Origin of the sequence: Streptosporangium sp. LJ11, from assembly GCF_051918945.1 — a bacterium.
GTDB lineage: Bacteria > Actinomycetota > Actinomycetes > Streptosporangiales > Streptosporangiaceae > Streptosporangium.
The window spans coordinates 170,869-184,815 of the sequence record NZ_JBPXMB010000012.1 but is presented as its reverse complement, the minus strand read 5'-3'; the positions used below and the strand labels follow the sequence as shown (position 1 = coordinate 184,815).

The following is a 13,947-nucleotide window of genomic DNA, read 5'->3' as shown; positions in this document are numbered from 1 at the left end:
TCCCGGGGGTTGCGTCCTCCATCGCAACTAGACTCGTCGTGACGTTGACTGGACAGAGAGGATGATTCCGTGAGCGAGCGGACCGGGCAGCCTGGAAATCTTCTGGAGTCGGTCAAGGGGCCAGGAGACCTCAAGCGCTTGGCGGTGGACGAGCTACCGGTCCTCGCCGCCGAGATCAGGGATCTCCTGATCTCCTCCACCGCCCGCAGCGGCGGCCACCTCGGCCCCAACCTCGGCGTCGTCGAGCTGACGATCGCGATGCACCGGGTCTTCGACTCGCCACGCGACCCCATCCTGTGGGACACCGGCCACCAGGCCTACGTCCACAAGATGCTCACCGGCCGGGCCGGGCAGTTCGACACGCTCCGCCAGGAGGGCGGCCTGTCCGGCTACCCGAGCCAGACCGAGTCCGAGCACGACATCATCGAGAACTCCCACGCCTCGACCGCGCTGTCGTACGCCGACGGCCTGGCCAAGGCGTACAGGCTGCGCGGCGAGGCCGGCCGCACGGTCGTCGCGGTGATCGGGGACGGGGCGCTCACCGGCGGCATGGCCTGGGAGGCGCTCAACAACATCGCGGCGCGCAAGGACCTGCCGCTGATCATCGTGGTCAACGACAACGGCCGCTCCTACTCGCCGACCATCGGCGGGCTCGCCTCCCACCTGGCCTCCCTGCGCACGAACCAGCGCTACGAGGACGTGCTCGACTTCGTCAAGGGCAACCTGACCAAGGTCCCGGTGGTCGGCGCCCCCGTCTACGACGCCCTGCACGGCGTCAAGAAGGGCCTCAAGGACGTCCTGGCTCCGCAGGTCATGTTCGAGGACCTCGGCCTGAAGTACATCGGGCTGGTCGACGGCCACGACGAGCAGGCCGTGGAGTCCGCGCTGCGCAGGGCCCGCGACTTCCGCCGCCCGGTCATCGTGCACGTGCTCACCAAGAAGGGCTTCGGCTACTCCCCGGCGGAGAACCACGACGAGGACTGCTTCCACTCGCCGGGCGTCTTCGACCCGCTGACCGGTGAGGAGAAGCCGAAGCCGCACGGCTGGACCAACGTCTTCGGCCAGGAGATGGTGCGCCTGGGCGCCGAGCGGCGCGACATCGTGGCGATCACCGCCGCGATGCTCGGCCCCACCGGCCTGATCCCGTTCTCCGAGGCCTACCCCGACCGCCTCTACGACGTCGGCATCGCCGAGCAGCACGCCCTGACCAGTGCCGCCGGTCTGGCGCTCGGCGGCCTGCACCCGGTGGTGGCCGTCTACGCCACCTTCCTCAACCGGGCCTTCGACCAGCTCCTGATGGACGTCGCCCTGCACCGGCTCCCCGTCACGGTCGTGCTCGACCGGGCGGGCGTCACCGGCGACGACGGCGCCAGCCACAACGGCATGTGGGACCTGTCGATCCTGCAGGTCGTCCCCGGCCTCTCGGTCGCCGTCCCCCGCGACGAGCCCCGCCTGCGCGAGCTGCTGGCCGAGGCCGTGGAGATCGACGACGGCCCGACCGTCCTGCGCTACCCCAAGGGAGCGGTGACCGCCGAGATCGAGGCGGTCGGCCGTCTCGGCGAGATGGACGTGCTGCGCGCGGGCGATCCCGACGTGCTGCTCGTGGCCGTGGGGCCGATGGCCGGACTGTGCCTGGAGGCCGCCGACCTGCTCGACGCCCAGGGCATCTCCGCCACGGTGGTGGACCCGCGCTGGGTCAAGCCCCTGGACGAGGCCCTGGTGCCGGCCGCCCGCGCCCACAAGCTGGTCGTGGTGGTCGAGGACAACGGCCGGGTGGGCGCGGTCGGCGACGCGGTGGCCCGCATGCTGCGCGACGCCGACGTGGACGTCCCGATCCGCACCTACGGCATCCCGCAGCGCTTCCTCGACCACGCCAAACGTCCGAAGATCCTCGGCGAGATCGGCCTGACCTCGCAGGACATCGCCCGCCAGATCACCGAGGCGATCGCGAAGCGCTCCCCGGCCCTGGAGAACCACCCGGCCCGCTGACGGCGTCGCCCGCGCCCGTCCCCTCCCGGGGCGGGCGGGCGCGGTGGTTGATCACGAGGAGGCCCGCGACCACGACGGCCACGCACGCGAAGATCGGCACCAGTAGGTGCTGGTTCTGGCGCAGGGCCTCGCCCGCCAGGGCGCCCAGCGACAGGTAGACGGTCACCCAGACCGCGCCACCCGCCAGGGCCCAGCGGACGAAGCGCGTGTACGGCACGCTCGACGCCCCGGCGACGACCGGGGTGAGCGAGCCGACCACGGGCAGGAAGCAGGCGGCCGCCAGAGCCGGACCGCCGCCCGTGCCCGTGGCCAGTCGCTCGGCCCGCGACCAGCGCCGCTCGCCGATCCGGCGCCCGGTCCCGCCGCGGCGCAGCCGCGATCCGTACCGGCGGCCGACGAGCCAGCCGCCGGTCGCGTACAGGACACACCCGGCGCACCCGGCGAGCGCCACCACCGCGACGTCCCAGGGATCCGCCAGCGTCGCCCCCGCCACGAGGATCGCCGCGACACCGGGGACCAGCGATCCGGCGAACGCCAGCACCGCGAGGAGTACCGAACCGACCAGGTACGGAGACGACGACTGCAGCATGTCCAGGAGCATGACCCCAGGATCGCCGCCGTGAGCGGCGGCCGGCATCGGGGACCTCCCCCCAAACAACCCCGAGTTCGCCGTTCGGCCGCCGATCGGCTGGGCATGTGACCTGAAACACAGCGCCGGCGGCCGGGAAGGGACCATGAGTGTCTTGCGCGTCAAGTCGGTGGAACAGTCGATCTCGGATACCGAGGCGCCGGAACACCGGCTGCGCAAGGATCTCAGCGCGCTGGACCTCACCGTCTTCGGCATCGGCGTCGTCATCGGCACCGGCATCTTCGTGCTCACCGGCCGGGTCGCCAGGGAGACGGCCGGGCCCGCGGTCGCCCTGTCCTTCGTGGCCGCGGGCGTCGTCTGCGCGCTGGCGGCGCTCTGCTACGCCGAGTTCGCCTCCACCGTCCCGGCGGCCGGGTCCGCCTACACCTTCGCCTTCGCCACCCTCGGCGAGTTCCCCGCCTGGATCATCGGCTGGGACCTGATGCTGGAGATGATGCTCGGCGCCGCGGTCGTCGCGGTCGGCTGGTCGGGATACCTGACCTCGCTGCTGGCGTCCCTGGGCATAACGCTGCCCGGCGCGATCGCGGGGGAGGGGGCGGCGTTCAACCTGCCCGCCGCGCTCATCGTGCTGATCCTCACCGCCGTCCTGGTCGTCGGGATCAAACTGTCGTCCCGGTTCAACCTGGTCATCGTCACGATCAAGCTCGCGGTCATCCTGCTGGTCGTCGTGGCCGGGCTGTTCTTCGTCAGGGCCGCCAACTACTCCCCGTTCATCCCGCCGTCGAAGCCGACCCCCGCGGTGGAGGGGCTGTCCGCGCCGCTGATCCAGGTGCTGTTCGGGATCACCCCGGTCGCGTTCGGGGTGCTGGGCATCTTCAGCGCCGCGGCCATCGTGTTCTTCGCCTACATCGGCTTCGACGTGGTCGCCACCGCCGCCGAGGAGACGCGTAACCCGCAGCGGGACCTGCCCATCGGCATCCTGGCCTCGCTCGGCATCTGCACGGTGCTCTACGTCGCGGTCTCCCTGGTCGTCGTGGGCATGCAGCCCTACGGCCAGCTCAGCGAGGCGGCACCGCTCGCCGACGCGTTCAAGGCGGTCGGCCAGACCTGGGCCGCGTCACTGATCAGCATCGGAGCCCTGGCCGGCCTGACGACGGTCGTGATGATCCTCATGATGGGCATGTCGCGGGTGATGTTCGCCATGTGCCGCGACGGCCTGCTGCCGCGCGGGCTGGCCAAGGTGCACCCCAAGTACCGGACCCCGTACCTCATCACCATCATGATGGGCGTCGTCGTCGCGGCCCTGGCCGGACTGGTGCCGCTGTCCACCATCGCCGAGCTGGTCAACATCGGCACGCTCTTCGCGTTCGTGGTGGTCTCGACCGCGGTCGTCATCCTCCGCCGCGCCCGTCCCGACCTGCCGCGTTCCTTCCGCACCCCGCTCGTGCCGCTGGTGCCGATCCTGTCGGTGCTCGCCTGCCTCTACCTGATGCTCAACCTCCCGGTGGAGACCTGGCTCAGGTTCGTGGCGTGGATGCTCCTCGGGGTCCTGCTCTACTTCGGGTACGGCTACCGGCACAGCCGGCTGTCGGAGCACTCCCGGTGACCGCCGTACGGCTCCCCCGCCGCGGGAGGGCGGGGGAGCCGTACGGGGGACGGATCGTCAGGCGGGGACCGAGGCCACGCCCGGCGGCAGGAAGCGCGGCTCCGCGATGCCCGTCCGGTCGAGGTAGGGGGTGACGCCGCCCAGGTGGAACGGCCAGCCCGCGCCGAGGATCATGCACAGGTCGATGTCCTGGGGGGCCGAGACCACGCCCTCCTGGAGCATGAGGCGGATCTCCTCGGCCAGCGCCCGCAGCGCCCGCAGCCGCACCTCCTCCGCCGTCGATGGGGAGGTGCCGCCGGTGAAGAGGGCCACCGCCTCGGGGTCCAGCGAGAAGTCCGGCGCGTAGACGCCCGGCTTGCCCGCCGCGACCAGCCGGGCGAGGTTCTCCGACACCCCGTAGCGGGCCGGGAAGGCCTCGTGCATCGTCTCGGCGACGTGCAGCGCCACGGCGGGGCCCACCAGCTGCATCAGCGCGAACGGGGTCATCGGCAGGCCGAGCCCGTCCAGCGCGTGGTCGGCGACCTCCAGCGGGGTGCCCTCGTCGACGGCGCCGATGACCTCGCCCATGAAGCGCGTCAGCAGGCGGTTGACCACGAACGCGGGCGCGTCCTTGACCAGCACCGACGACTTCTTCAGCGACCGTCCGACGGAGAAGGCCGTGGCGAGCGTCGCGTCGTCGGTCTCCGCCCCCCGCACGATCTCCAGCAGCGGCATCACCGCGACCGGGTTGAAGAAGTGGAAGCCCACCACGCGCTCCGGGTGGCGCAGGCCGGAGGCCATCTCGGTCAGCGAGAGCGAGGAGGTGTTCGTGGCCAGCACGCACTCGGCGGAGACGACCTCCTCCACCTCGGCGAACACCTTCCGCTTGACCTTCATGTCCTCGAACACGGCCTCGATGACGAAGTCGGCGTCGGCGAACGCGTCCTTGGTCAGCGAGCCGGTCACCAGGGCCTTGAGCCGGTTGGCCTGGTCGGCGGAGACGCGCCCCTTGCCGAGCAGCTTGTCCACCTCGGCGTGGACGTAGCCCACACCCTTGTCCAGCCGGGCCTGGTCCAGGTCGGTCAGCACGACCGGGACCTCCAGGCGGCGGGCGAACAGCAGCGCCATCTGCGAGGCCATCAGGCCCGCGCCGACGACGCCGACCTTGGTCACCTTGCGGGCCAGCGCCCTGTCGGGGGCGCCCGCGGGCTTCTTGGCCCGCCGCTGGACCAGGTCGAAGGAGTACAGGCCGGCGCGGAGCTCGTCGCCCATGAGGAGGTCGGCCAGGGCCTGGTCCTCGGCGTCGAAGCCCTCGTCGCGCGAGGCGGTGCGGGCCAGCTCGACCAGTTCCAGCGCCCGGTACGGGGCCGGGGAGGCGCCGTGCAGCCTCATGTCGAGCAGGAAGCGCGCGTCGGCGACCGTCTTGGCCCAGTCGTCCCCGGTGTGGTCGGTACGGGAGACCGTCACGTCACCGCGCAGCACCTGGGCGGCCCAGCGCAGCGACTCCTCCAGGAAGTCGGCGGGCTCGAACATCGCGTCGGCGACACCGAGCGCGAACGCCTCCCTGCCCTTGATCATGCGGTTCTGCGAGAGCGGGTTCTCGACGATCAGCTTGACGGCCGCGGCCGGGCCGATCAGGCGGGGCAGCAGCTGGGTGCCGCCCCAGCCGGGGACCAGGCCGAGAAAGCACTCGGGCAGCGCCACGGCGGGCACCCCGGAGGAGATGGTCCGGTACGTGCAGTGCAGCGCGACCTCCAGGCCGCCGCCCATCGCCGCGCCGTTGACGAAGGCGAACGAGGGCACGTCCAGCTCGCCGAGGCGGCGGAACACGTCGTGTCCCAGCTTGCCGATCCGCAGCGCCTGCTCCCGCTCGGTGACCAGCGCGGCCCCCTTGAGGTCGGCGCCGACGGCGAAGACGAAAGGCTTGCCGACGACGCCCACCGCCGCCAGGTCGCCGCGCCCGGCGACCGCGTCCAGGGCCTCGCCCAGCGAGGTCAGCCCGCCGGGGCCGAACGTCGACGGCTTGGTGTGGTCGAAACCGTTGTCCAGCGTGATCAGGGCCATGGTGCCCGCCCCGTACGGCAGCTCCACGTCGCGGACGGCCGCCCGGGTGACGACCTCGTCGGCGAAGAGCTCCGCGATGTCGGTGGTGCCCGCGCCGCTCGTCTTGATGTCCGTCACTTCTCGCCCTCCCAGCCGAGGTTCTCCCAGATGACCGTTCCGCCCATGCCCAGGCCCACGCACATCGTGGTCACGCCGTAGCGGACGTCGGGGCGCTCGCCGAACTCGCGGGCGAGCTGCGTCATCAGGCGCACCCCGGAGGAGGCCAGCGGGTGGCCGAAGGCGATGGCGCCCCCGTAGGGGTTGACCCGGGGGTCGTCGTCGGCGATGCCGAAGTGTTCCAGGAACGCCAGCACCTGCACGGCGAACGCCTCGTTGATCTCGAAGAGCCCCATGTCGGAGACGGAGAGCCCGGCCAGGCGCAGCGCCCGCTCGGTGGACGGGATCGGCCCGACGCCCATCACCTCGGGGTCCACGCCCGCGAAGGCGTACGAGACCAGGCGCATCTTCGGCGCCAGGCCGAGCTCCTCCGCGACGTCGGCGGCGGCCACGACACAGCCGGTGGCACCGTCGTTGATCCCGGAGGCGTTGCCCGCGGTGACCCGGCCGTGCGGGCGGAACGGGGTCTTCAGCCCGGCGAGGCCCTCCAGCGTGGTGCCCGGGCGGGGCGCCTCGTCGGCGGTGGCCAGCCCCCACCCCTTCTCCGCGGACCTGATCGCCGTCGGGACCAGGTCCGGCTGGATCCTGCCGTCGGCGTACGCCTTGGCGACCTTCTCCTGGGAGGCGAGGGCGAAGGCGTCCGCGCGGTCCTTGGTGATGGAGGGGTAGCGGTCGTGGAGGTTCTCGGCGGTCATGCCCATGACGAGGGCGGAGCCGTCCACGAGCTGCTCGGCCAGGAAGCGGGGGTTGGGGTCGACGCCCTCGCCCATGGGGTGACGGCCCATGTGCTCGACGCCGCCGGCGATGGCGACGTCGTAGGCGCCGAAGGCGATGCCGCCGGCGACCGAGGTCACCGCGGTCATCGCGCCCGCGCACATGCGGTCGATCGAGTAGCCGGGCACGGTCTTGGGCAGGCCGGCCAGGATCGCGGCGGAGCGGCCCAGGGTCAGGCCCTGGTCGCCGATCTGCGTGGTGGCCGCGATGGCCACCTCGTCGACGCGCTCGGGAGGCAGATTCGGGTTACGCCGGATCAGCTCGCGGATGACGCGGATCACCAGGTCGTCGGCGCGCGTCTCGGCGTACAGGCCCTTGGGGCCCGACCTGCCGAATGGTGTGCGCACACCGTCGACGAATACGACGTCACGAGACGAAGGCACGGGGTTCGCTCCTCGTTGCTGGATGGCTTCCCCACCATGCTACTCGTCAGTAACAACGCTTGGCGCGGCCGGGCGCGCGAGAGGTGGGTAAGTTGTCCCCAAGGGTGTGCGGGCCTACGGCCCCACCTCGCGGGCCGTGTCCCGGGATGCGGGGCGAGGGTAACTCTGGCAGACTTTGGAAAACGCTTTCCGGGAGGTTGTCGGTGGTCACGCTTGAGGATGTCGCCCGGCAGGCGGGCGTCTCGCTCGCCACGGCGTCGCGGGTGCTCAACGGCAGCACCCGGCAGGTGGGCGCCTCCCTGCGGGCCAAGGTGGAACTGGCCGCCGCCGAGCTGGGGTACCGCACCAACGTGGCCGCGCAGACCCTCGCCAGGGGGGCCAGCAACGTGATCGGCCTGGTCGTCCACGACCTCACCGACCCCTACTTCGCCGCGATCGCCGACGGGGCCATGCGGGTCGCCGAGAGCCAGGGGCTCATGGTCATGATCGGTACGACCCACCGCGACCCCCAGCGGGAGATCGCCTACGTCTCGACGCTCAACGCCCAGCGGGTCCGTGCCGTGCTGCTCGTCGGCTCCCGGGTCACCGACCCGGAGGCGACCCGGCGGCTCCGGACGGAACTCGACCACTACCGGGAGTCCGGGGGCCGGGTCGCGTGCGTGGGCCAGAACCTGCTCGGCGTCGACACGGTGGTGCCGGACAACCGCCTGGGCGCCGCCGAGCTGGCCCGCGCCCTCGCCGGGCTGGGGCACCGCAACTTCGCGATCCTCGCCGGGCCGGACTGGCTGATCGCGCCCAAGGACAGGGTGGAGGGGTTCACCGGCGCGCTGGAGGAGCTCGGCCTGCCCGCGCCGCGCGTCCTGAACGGCTCCTTCGACCGGGAGGGCGGCTACGCGGCGGCCACCCAGGTGTCGGGGGTCACGTGCGTCTTCGCCGTCAACGACGTGATGGCGGTGGGCGCCCTGGCCGCCTTCAGGGACCGGGGCATCCGGGTTCCCGAGGACGTCTCCGTGGCGGGCTTCGACGACATCTTCACCCTGCGCGACCTGGTTCCCTCGCTGTCCACCGTGCGGCTGCCGCTCGCCGGCATGGGCGCCCGCGCGCTGGAGCTGGCCCTCGACCCTTCCGAGGAGTCCAGGGCCGAGATCGTGACCGGCGAGGTGATCCTCCGGGAGAGCACCCGCGGCCTGGGGTGACACGCCTCCGTCCCGAAAGGCCGGTCCGCCGCCCGTCACGGCGAGCGGATCCGGCGGCCCGGCCGCCACGGGGCCGTCCTGAGAGGCCGGAGGCGGTGAGGCCGGCACGACGATCGGCCCGGACACCTTCCGGGGTGTCCGGGCCGATCGTGTCGTAGGGGAAGGCGAGGGCGGGAAGAGAGAAGAGCGGGGGTCAGCGCATGCCGGGAACGGGGTTTCCCTGCTCGTTGACCGGCGGGACCATGATCTGGCCGCGCAGCCAGCGGATCGTCCTGATGACCCCGTCGCCGTAGCCGGGGGAGTGCTGGCGGCCCCGGCCGAGCTGCCGGGACACGTCCTCGGCGGCGCTCTCCTCCATGCCGAGGTTGAGGCCGGTCGGCCCGTGGATGGGGCGGGGAGTGTTACGGACCGGGGACTTCCTGCGGGTGCCGAGGACCCACTCGCACACGGCGATGGTGCCCGCGCACCATTCCTTCTCCCACTCGCCCGCCGCGTTGGGCCGGCCCTCGGCGGCCAGCTGGGCGACCTTGGCGATCTCGGCTTCGGTGCGCAGGATCACGCCGCGCCCGCCGACCAGGTGTCCCCAGCCCTCCGAGGACCGGCGGCCGGGGATGGGCAGCCCGTCCTTGGCGCCGATCAACCAGTTCAGGGTGCTGATGACCCCGTCGGCCGGCACGACCCGGCCCTCGCGCGGAACCCGCTCGGCGGCGTCGATCTCGGCGCGCGCCTCGGCCAGGGTGGGCGGGGATCCCGAGGAGGGGCGGCCGCTGATCGGCGCCTGCTCCCGCTTGCCCAGGGCCCAGAGGATCGCCTCTCCCTGGCCGGAGGGGGCCGAGTCGGGGTTGGCCGCCTCCCACTCCCTGATCGCTTCCAGTACGGCCATCACATGTTCCGGCGGCCGCTGTACGGCGGGGCTGGCTTCGCTTTCTGCGGTCGTCATACCCCTACCGTACGAGTACCTGCCATGTCACTCCAACGTGAAGCGGTAATCCGGGCCCGTCGAACACGTTTTCCTGCCCGTTGGAACGGTCCCCCGCCCCCGGAACACCGTGGCGGGGGACCGCGTGTCAACCGCCGACGAACTCGGCGAAGGCGGCCTTCACCCTGGCCAGGATCCCGTCGGGGTCGGCGGCCCACACGTCCGCGTTGAAGATCTCCACTTCGATGTCCCCCGTGTAGCCCGCCTCGGCCACCGCCCGGGTCATCGGCGCGAAGTCGATCACCCCGTCGCCCATCACCCCCCGGCCGAGCAGCACGTCGGCGGGCAGCGGCGACAGGAAGTCGCACACCTGGTAGCTCGCGATCCGGCCCGACGCCCTCGCGATCTCCTCCAGCACCCGCGGGTCCCACCACACGTGGAAGGTGTCGACGACGACGCCCACCTGCTCGGCGGGGTGCGCCTCGGCCAGGTCGAGCGCCTGGCCGAGTGTGGACAGCACGGCCCGGTCGGCGCAGTACATCGGGTGCAGCGGTTCGAGGGCGAGCCGCACCCCGCGCTCGCCCGCGTACGGGGCCAGCACGGCCAGCGCCTCGGCGACCCGCTCCCGCGCGGCGGGCAGGTCGCGGGAGATCGTGCCCAGCGGCTCGCCGGGCACCACGCCGGGCAGGCCGCCGACCACCATGACCAGGCAGGCGGCGCCCAGCGCCGCGGCCTCGTCGATCGCCCTGCGGTTGTCGTCCAGGGCCTCGGGCCCGCCGGAGGTGAGGAACCCGCCCCGGCACAGCGACGACACCCGCAGCCCGGCGTCCGCGACGAGCTTGACGGTCTGCTCCAGACCCTGCGCGGCGACGTCCTGCCGCCACAGGCCGACGGCCTCGACGCCGTGCCGCACGCACCCGTCGACGGCCTCGGCCACCGACCACCGCTTCGTGGTCCACTGGTTCAGCGAGAACCGGCTCGTACGCGCTCTCACAGGCCGTTCACCGCCAGCAGGGAGCGCATCCGGGAGACCGCCAGCTCGGGGTCGGCCAGCAGCCCGGCCCCGTCGGCCAGGCGGAAAACCTCGGCCAGGTGGGGCAGGGAACGGGCCGCCTGGGCGCCGTTGACCATGGCGAAGGCGTCCTGGTGGCCGTTGAGCCACGCCAGGAGGACGATGCCCGTCTTGTAGTTGTACGTCGGGGCCTCGAAGATCTTCCGCGAGAGCGGGACCGTGGGCTCCATGATCTCGTCGTACCGCCCGAGGTCGCCCGCGTCGAGCGCCTCCAGGGCCGCCGCGGCCGCGGGGGCGATCGCGTCGAAGATCCCCAGGAGGGCGTGGCTGCCCGATTTGATGAGCGAGGGGTAGTTGAAGTCGTCGCCGGTGTAGAGCCGCACGCCCTCGGGCAGCGCCGCGCGCAGCCCGATCTCGTGCTCGGCGTCCAGCAGCGAGACCTTGACCCCGTCCACCTTCGCCGCGTGGTCGCGGATCAGGGACAGGAAGGACGCGGTGGCCTCGGACACGTCCCGCGAACCCCAGTAGCCCGCCAGGTTCGGGTCGAACATCTCGCCCAGCCAGTGCAGGACCACCGGGCGGTCGACCCGGGAGAACAGCTCGCCGTAGACCCGGTGGTAGTCCTCCGGGCCCCGCGCGATCGCGGCCAGCTGACGGCTCGCCATCACGATGACCCCGGCGCCCGCGTCCCGCACGGTCTCGATCTGCTCGGTGTAGGCCGCCACGACCTCGTCCAGGGTCCGGGCGTGCGGGGCCTGGTCGGTCCCCGCGCCGCAGGCCACCAGCTCCGCCGGGTCGCCGAAGGCCTTCGCCTCGGTGGCGCTGCGCCGGATCAGCTCGCGGGTGGCCGCCCAGTCGAGACCCATGTTGCGCTGCGCGGTGTCCATGGCGTCGGCGACCCGCAGCCCGTACGACCACAGGTGGTGCCGGAAGCGCAGGGTGGCGTCCCAGTCGACGGCGGCGGGGGAGCCGGGGGTGTTGTCGCCGAGCGGGTCGGCGACCACGTGGGCGGCGGCGTAGACGGTGCGGCTCACCGCCGGGCCCGCGGGCCTGGTCCAGGTGACCCGCTCGCGCAGGGTGTGCTCCCCGCCGGGCAGCGCGATCCTCAGGGTGGTCATCAGGGCTCCACCGGCAGGCGGCGGCCCTCGGCGGAGGAGCGCAGGCCCAGCTCGGCGAGGCGGACGCCGCGCGCGCCCGAGGCGAAGTCGTAGGGGAAGGGCGCGTCCTCGACCACGTGGCGGACGAACAGCTCCCACTGGATCTTGAAGCCGTTGTCGAACTCCGCGTTGTCGGGCACCTCCTGCCAGCCGTCCCTGAAGCGGGCGGTGGCGGGCAGGTCGGGGTTCCAGACCGGCTTGGGAGTGGCGGCGCGGTGCTGGATCCGGCAGTTGCGCAGGCCCGCGACGGCGCTGCCGTGCGTGCCGTCCACCTGGAACTCCACCAGCTCGTCGCGGTTCACCCTGACGCTCCAGGAGGAGTTGATCTGCGCGATGGTCCCGCCCTCCAGCTCGAACACCCCGTAGGCGGCGTCGTCGGCGGTGGCCCGGTAGCTCTCGCCCCGCTCGTCCACCCGCTCGGGGATGTGGGTGACGGCCTGGGCGTAGACCGAGGTGACCCGGCCGAACAGGTTCTCCAGCACGTACGCCCAGTGCGGGAACATGTCGAGGACGATGCCGCCGCCGTCCTCGGTGCGGTAGTTCCACGACGGGCGCTGCGCGTCCTGCCAGTCGCCCTCGAACACCCAGTAGCCGAACTCGCCGCGCACCGACAGGATCCGGCCGAAGAAGCCGCCGTCGATCAGGCGCTTGAGCTTGAGCAGGCCCGGCAGGAAGAGCTTGTCCTGCACGACGCCGTTCTTCACACCCCTCGCGGTCGCGGCCTCGGCCAGCGCCAGCGCGTCCTCGTACGTCTCGGCGGTCGGCTTCTCCGCGTAGACGTGCTTGCCCGCCTCGATCGCCGCGAGCACGGCCTTCACCCGGGCCTGGGTGACCTGGGCGTCGAAGTAGACCAGGTTGGCGTCGTCCGCGAGGGCGGTGTCGAGGTCGGTGGTCCAGTCCGCGATGCCGTGCTCGCTCGCCAGCCTCTCCAGTTTCTCCGCGCTCCGGCCCACCAGCACCGGCCTGAGCAGAACCCTCCCGCCGCCCGACAGCGTCACGCCGCCCTGCTCGTTGATCGCCAGGACCGATCGGACCAGGTGCTGGCGGTAGCCCATGCGGCCCGTGACACCGTTCATCACGACGCCGATGCTTTGCGGGGACATCTTTTCTCCGACCTCCGATTGGAAAGCGCTTTCCTTTCCACGGTACGGCAGCCGTCCCGCCTGCTGCAAGCGCCGGGAGAAAGGAGGGGTGAGCTGGAGGGCGTCCGCGTGGGCGGCGGGCGGGCCGCGCCGGCGGCCGGTCCGGGGGTGGCGTGCGTGCCTCGCCCCGCGCCCGGAGGCGGGGCCCGCGCCGTCCTCGGCAAGGAAGGCGACTTCGCCGGCGCGATCGGCGAGGGACCCCGGGTCGTGTTCAACGTGATCGACCGGCACGCTGCGCGGCTGCTTCGTCGACGACGAGGGCACGAATCCGGCCGGCACCGCCGCAGTCGCCTACGAGCCGTGTCGCGCGGTCGGAACCCTGCCCGCCCCAGGGGTCCGTCAGATTTTGGTGGACCATTCCCTTCGAATTACCTGCCCTGATTTGTAGTAATTGACCTATTTTGAGTGCTTTTGATAGCTAATGTCGGGTATTTCTTCTTCGCTGAGACAGCGGCGGCCTCGCCGCTTCGGCTCCTGCCGATGCGACGGGCCGCACGACCAGCAAAGGAGATGACTGCCATGTCCACCAGAATTCGCCAAGCGATCGTAGTCGCCGTCGCCGGTATCGCGATTATCGGCAGCGGCACGATGAACGTGGCCTCGGCCGGCACGGCCTCCACGAAGACGGCGGTAGCCGATGCTTCACAGCGCGCGGCAATGGCAAGCACGTCCCAGGCCAAGCCCTGCCATGAAGACAAGCACTGCTCGCAGGGCTACAGCGCCGGGTACAGCGCCGGAAGGGCCTCCTGTAAAAGCGAGCGGCGGCGAGAGTACAGGCGGGAGAGCGGTCGCGGCTTCGGACGGTTCCAAACCGGGTTCGACATGGGATATGACCGAGCCCGTGCCAGGTTCTGCTGACGAAGAATAGGCACCCGAGAATTCGAGGTGCCGGCGGCTCCCGACCTTCCCTCCGGAGGTCGGGAGCCGCCGCCGCGACCGATCTCCGACGACGCCGGGCCGAGCGGGGAGCGAACGCGATGA

At 71.9% G+C, this 13,947-nt stretch carries 11 protein-coding genes; 3 read left to right on the top strand and 8 right to left on the bottom strand.

What is annotated here, in order from left to right:
* The first annotated feature begins 69 nt into the window (after positions 1–69).
* Positions 70–1,989: a 1-deoxy-D-xylulose-5-phosphate synthase gene (gene dxs, locus ACTOQ3_RS19525; protein WP_440084797.1), complete on the top strand. Its 1,920-nt coding sequence runs from the start codon at positions 70–72 to the stop codon at positions 1,987–1,989.
* Here the strand turns inward: dxs and ACTOQ3_RS19520 are convergent.
* Positions 1,934–2,590 (bottom strand): DedA family protein, encoded by a 657-nt coding sequence (locus ACTOQ3_RS19520; protein WP_440084796.1) that lies wholly within the window; start codon positions 2,588–2,590, stop codon positions 1,934–1,936. The genes dxs and ACTOQ3_RS19520 overlap by 56 nt on opposite strands.
* 133 nt (positions 2,591–2,723) lie before the next feature.
* On the opposite strand from ACTOQ3_RS19520, the gene ACTOQ3_RS19515 reads away from it, so the two are divergent.
* On the top strand, positions 2,724–4,184 hold the full coding sequence (locus ACTOQ3_RS19515; protein ID WP_440084795.1) for an amino acid permease: 1,461 nt from the start codon (positions 2,724–2,726) through the stop codon (positions 4,182–4,184).
* A 57-nt stretch (positions 4,185–4,241) separates the two neighbouring features.
* On the opposite strand, the gene ACTOQ3_RS19510 is transcribed toward ACTOQ3_RS19515, so the two are convergent.
* Positions 4,242–6,344, bottom strand: coding sequence for a 3-hydroxyacyl-CoA dehydrogenase NAD-binding domain-containing protein (locus tag ACTOQ3_RS19510; RefSeq protein WP_440084794.1), 2,103 nt, complete (start codon positions 6,342–6,344; stop codon positions 4,242–4,244).
* Positions 6,341–7,540 carry a thiolase family protein gene (locus ACTOQ3_RS19505; RefSeq protein WP_440084793.1) on the bottom strand — a complete coding sequence of 400 codons (1,200 nt, stop codon included), beginning with the start codon at positions 7,538–7,540 and terminating at the stop codon, positions 6,341–6,343. Before ACTOQ3_RS19505 ends, ACTOQ3_RS19510 begins: the two co-directional genes overlap by 4 nt.
* A gap of 203 nt (positions 7,541–7,743) precedes the next feature.
* Here ACTOQ3_RS19505 and ACTOQ3_RS19500 point away from each other — a divergent pair, with 203 nt between their 5' ends.
* Positions 7,744–8,736: a LacI family DNA-binding transcriptional regulator gene (locus ACTOQ3_RS19500; protein ID WP_440084792.1), complete on the top strand. Its 993-nt coding sequence runs from the start codon at positions 7,744–7,746 to the stop codon at positions 8,734–8,736.
* Between the two features lie 193 nt (positions 8,737–8,929).
* Here ACTOQ3_RS19500 and ACTOQ3_RS19495 read toward each other — a convergent pair whose 3' ends face one another.
* The 5 genes from ACTOQ3_RS19495 to ACTOQ3_RS19475 form a co-directional block, all read right to left on the bottom strand.
* Complete coding sequence (locus ACTOQ3_RS19495) at positions 8,930–9,676, bottom strand: hypothetical protein (protein WP_440084791.1); 747 nt, start codon at positions 9,674–9,676, stop codon at positions 8,930–8,932.
* 127 nt (positions 9,677–9,803) lie between these two features.
* Positions 9,804–10,649, bottom strand: a complete 846-nt coding sequence (locus tag ACTOQ3_RS19490) for a sugar phosphate isomerase/epimerase family protein (RefSeq protein WP_440084790.1) — start codon at positions 10,647–10,649, stop codon at positions 9,804–9,806.
* A complete protein-coding gene (locus ACTOQ3_RS19485; RefSeq protein ID WP_440084789.1) occupies positions 10,646–11,785 on the bottom strand; it encodes a dihydrodipicolinate synthase family protein in 1,140 nt (379 codons plus the stop codon). The genes ACTOQ3_RS19490 and ACTOQ3_RS19485 overlap by 4 nt, the downstream gene beginning before the upstream one ends.
* Complete coding sequence (locus tag ACTOQ3_RS19480) at positions 11,785–12,927, bottom strand: Gfo/Idh/MocA family protein (RefSeq protein WP_440084788.1); 1,143 nt, start codon at positions 12,925–12,927, stop codon at positions 11,785–11,787. The genes ACTOQ3_RS19485 and ACTOQ3_RS19480 overlap by 1 nt, the downstream gene beginning before the upstream one ends.
* Before the next feature lie 407 nt (positions 12,928–13,334).
* On the bottom strand, positions 13,335–13,646 hold the full coding sequence (locus ACTOQ3_RS19475; RefSeq protein ID WP_440084787.1) for a hypothetical protein: 312 nt from the start codon (positions 13,644–13,646) through the stop codon (positions 13,335–13,337).
* Between the last annotated feature and the right edge of the window lie 301 nt (positions 13,647–13,947).

What these genes read in the sequence shown, in the direction of transcription:
- ACTOQ3_RS19495 (WP_440084791.1), bottom strand. Translation starts at nt 9,676, where the DNA reads ATGACGACCGCAGAAAGCGAAGCCAGCCCCGCCGTACAGCGGCCGCCG.
- ACTOQ3_RS19485 (WP_440084789.1), bottom strand. Translation starts at nt 11,785, where the DNA reads ATGACCACCCTGAGGATCGCGCTGCCCGGCGGGGAGCACACCCTGCGC.
- ACTOQ3_RS19520 (WP_440084796.1), bottom strand. Translation starts at nt 2,590, where the DNA reads ATGCTCCTGGACATGCTGCAGTCGTCGTCTCCGTACCTGGTCGGTTCG.
- ACTOQ3_RS19480 (WP_440084788.1), bottom strand. Translation starts at nt 12,927, where the DNA reads ATGTCCCCGCAAAGCATCGGCGTCGTGATGAACGGTGTCACGGGCCGC.
- ACTOQ3_RS19515 (WP_440084795.1), top strand. Translation starts at nt 2,724, where the DNA reads ATGAGTGTCTTGCGCGTCAAGTCGGTGGAACAGTCGATCTCGGATACC.